The 3,703-nt window shown below is 31.2% G+C and carries 3 protein-coding genes; all 3 read left to right on the top strand.

What is annotated here, in order from left to right:
• A partial coding sequence (locus PKV21_09650) for a glutamine synthetase (GenBank protein HOM27750.1) occupies positions 1-1,075 on the top strand: 1,075 nt, incomplete at its 5' end.
• 2 nt (positions 1,076-1,077) lie between these two features.
• On the top strand, positions 1,078-2,169 hold the full coding sequence (locus PKV21_09645; protein HOM27749.1) for a hypothetical protein: 1,092 nt from the start codon (positions 1,078-1,080) through the stop codon (positions 2,167-2,169).
• Entirely contained in the window at positions 2,157-3,677 is a 1,521-nt protein-coding gene (locus PKV21_09640; protein HOM27748.1) for a glutamate synthase-related protein, read from the top strand. The genes PKV21_09645 and PKV21_09640 overlap by 13 nt, the downstream gene beginning before the upstream one ends.
• The last annotated feature ends 26 nt before the right edge of the window (positions 3,678-3,703 follow it).

Below are 3,703 nucleotides of genomic sequence, written 5' to 3'. Positions count from 1 at the left end.
GGAAAAAGCAGTTGCAGCAATGATATGCGATATTTTAAATCCAGATAGAACTCCTTATGAAGGTGATTCAAGATATATATTGAAGAAAAATTTAGAATATATGAAAGAGAAAGGATATACATTTTATGTTGGACCTGAACTTGAATTTTTTATATTTAAAAGTGATAAGATGACAGAAATTTTAGATAATGGTGGTTATTTTGATGTAGCAACACTTGATGCAGCAACTGATGTAAGGAGGGAGATTATTTTGACACTTGAGGAGATGGGAATAAAGGTTGAATATTCACATCATGAGGTTGCACCAAGTCAGCATGAGATTGATTTAAGATATACAGATGCATTAACAATGGCAGATATAGTTATGTTTTATAGGATGATAGCAAAGGAGATTGCTTCAAAATATGGATTTTACATTACATTTATGCCAAAGCCAATTTATGGAGTTAATGGAAGTGGAATGCATACGCATCAGTCATTATTTAAAGGAGAAAAGAATGCATTTTTTGACCCAAAGGATGAATTTTATTTAAGCGATATTGCAAAAAAGTACATAGCAGGTCTTTTAAAACATGCAAAAGAGATAACATTTGTATGTAATCAATGGGTAAATTCTTATAAGCGACTTGTTCCTGGATATGAAGCACCTGTTTATATATGTTGGGCAAGAAGGAATAGAAGCACATTGATAAGAGTTCCTATGTATAGACCTGGTAAAGAAAAATCAACAAGGATAGAATTTCGTTCACCAGACCCTGTATGCAATCCCTATCTTGCATTTGCGTGTATGGTAAAGGCAGGAATGAAAGGGATTGAAGGAAATTATAAATTACCTGAACCACTTGAGATGGATGTATACCATTTAACAGAGGAAGATAGGAAAAGATTGGGACTTGATGTTTTACCAGGAAGTTTAATAGAAGCAATAGAGATAGCAGAAAAAAGCCAATTGCTTAAAGAAACACTTGGAGAACATATATATACAAACTTACTTACTGCAAAAAAGATTGAATGGGATGAATATAGAAAAATAGTCCATGAATATGAAATTAAAACATATTTGCCAATTCTATAAAAATGGATGATAGAATTTGTAAGATACCATCTGGTTGTGGAGTAAGTGGAATTATTTCAAAAAATGGGAATTTATTTTCTGGTGAAAGAATTATTTTATCAATTTGTAATATGGTTGAAAGAGGAAATGGCCTTGGTTCTGGATTTGCTGGTTATGGAATTTATCCTGAATTTTCTGATAAATGGTGTTTCCATATTATGTATAATAGTGAAAAAGATATAGAAACTTGTGAAGATTATCTGGAAGCAAATTTTGAAATAATTCATTCAGAATCAATTCCAACGAATAAAAATCACAAATTGAAAAATATCCCTATTATGTGGAGGTATTTTTTGAAGATAAAGGAAGAAAAAATTAATGAAGAAGCTAAGTCAACTGAAGAAGATTTTATTGTAAAAACTGTTATGTTTATAAATAAAAAAATAGAGAGTGCTTTTGTTATTTCATCTGGAAAAAATATGGGTATTTTTAAAGGTGTAGGAAATCCAGATGAAATTGCTGATTTTTTTAAAATTTATGATTATAAAGGATATTTATGGATTTCACATAATAGATTTCCTACAAATACTGTTGGATGGTGGGGAGGAGCACATCCATTTGGAATTCTTAACTGGGCTGTTGTTCATAATGGCGAAATATCAAGTTATGGTATAAATAGAAGATATCTTGAAAATTTTGGGTATTACTGTACTCTTTTTACTGATACAGAAGTCATTACTTACCTTTTTGATTTGCTTTATAGAAAACATAAAATTGATTTTGAAACAATTGGAAATATACTTGCTTCTCCTTTTTGGTTTCAAATAGAAAGGATTGAAGATGAAAATTGTAAAAATTTTTTAAAAAGTTTAAGGATTATATATGGACCTGGCCTTGTTAATGGACCTTTTGGAATAATAGTTGCAAATTCTGAATATATGGTAGGTTTAAATGATAGGATTAAATTGAGACCACTTGTTGCTGGTGAAGATGAGGACTTTTATTATTTATCTTCTGAAGAATCAGCAATAAGAATTATAAGTAAAGATTTAAAAAATGTTTATGAAATTGAAGCAGGAAAACCAGTTATATTTAAAATAAAATGGCAAAAGTAAAAAAAATATCAGAATTTGTTGTAGATAGAGATTTAGAAAAATGTATAAAGTGTCAAGCATGCGTTCGTATGTGTTCTAATGATGTTCATATTTATGATGAGGAGTTTGACATTGTAAGAAATGATAATTCTAAATGTGTAGGATGCCATTTTTGTGAAAGTATATGTCCAACAGAAGCAATAGAAATTAAAAGAAATACTTCTGATATAAAAGAGAATTATCACTGGAAAAAAGAATATATTGTGGATATTCAAAAGCAAGCAGAAACAGGAGGAGTTATTTTGACAGGAATGGGATGTGATAAACATTATAAAAATTATTTTGACCATATACTTCTTAATGCATCCCAGGTTACAAATCCTTCAATAGACCCTTTAAGAGAACCAATGGAATTGAAGACATTCATAGGAAGAAAACCTGATAGAATTGAGTATGAATTTAAAAATGGAAATTTAATTTTAAAAACAAAAATTCCTCCACAACTTGAACTTGAGACACCGATTATGTTTTCTGCTATGAGTTTTGGTTCAATATCTTTAAATGCAATGAAATCACTTGCAAAGGCAGCAAAAGATTTTGGAACTTACTGGAATACAGGAGAAGGTGGTTTACCTGAAGAATTATATGAATATGCGGATAGATGTATTGTTCAAGTTGCAAGTGGTAGATTTGGAGTTAATATTGATTATCTTGAAAAAGCAGGTGCAATTGAGATTAAAATAGGTCAAGGAGCAAAACCAGGAATTGGAGGGCATCTTCCAGGAGAAAAAGTAACAGAACAAATAAGTAAAACAAGAATGATACCAGAGGGAACAGATGCTTTATCTCCTGCACCACATCATGACATATATTCAATTGAGGATTTAAAACAACTTATATTTGCATTAAAAGAGGCAACTTCTTATAAAAAACCTGTTGGAGTTAAAATTGCAGCAGTTCATAATGTTGCTCCAATTGCAAGTGGAATAGTAAGGGCTGGTGTTGATTATATAGTTATTGATGGTGTAAGAGGTGGGACAGGAGCAGCACCAAAAATAATAAGAGACAATGTTGGAATTCCTATTGAAATTGCAATCGCGGTTGTTGACCAGAGATTAAGAGAAGAAGGCATAAGAAATAATGCCTCAATAATAGCAGCAGGTGGTTTTAGAAAAAGTTCTGATGTTATAAAAGCGATTGCTCTTGGTGCTGATGCTGTTTATATAGGAACTGCTGCCTTAATCTCTCTTGGGTGTCATTTATGTCAAAAATGTTATACTGGAAAATGTAATTGGGGAATAGCAACACAGGACCCATATCTTACGAAAAGATTAAATCCAGAAATAGGTGCAAAAAGGGTTTATAATTTATTAAGGGCTTGGTCCCTTGAAATTAAGGAAATGCTTGGAGGCATGGGTATAAATGCAATAGAGTCATTGAGAGGGAATAGAGAACAATTAAGAGGGATTGATTTAAATGAAATTGAACTTAAAATGCTTGGTATAAAACACGCAGGTGAAGCATGGTAAAAAGAATAATAATTAGAGAAGAGTAC

The organism is bacterium (assembly GCA_035371905.1).
Classification (GTDB): Bacteria; Ratteibacteria; UBA8468; order B48-G9; family JAFGKM01; genus JAMWDI01.
This window is presented reverse-complemented; position numbering and strand designations above follow the sequence as displayed.

Excerpts from the sequence above, each read along its gene's own strand:
- PKV21_09645 (HOM27749.1), top strand. The coding sequence starts at position 1,078 with ATGGATGATAGAATTTGTAAGATACCATCTGGTTGTGGAGTAAGTGGA.
- PKV21_09640 (HOM27748.1), top strand. The coding sequence starts at position 2,157 with ATGGCAAAAGTAAAAAAAATATCAGAATTTGTTGTAGATAGAGATTTA.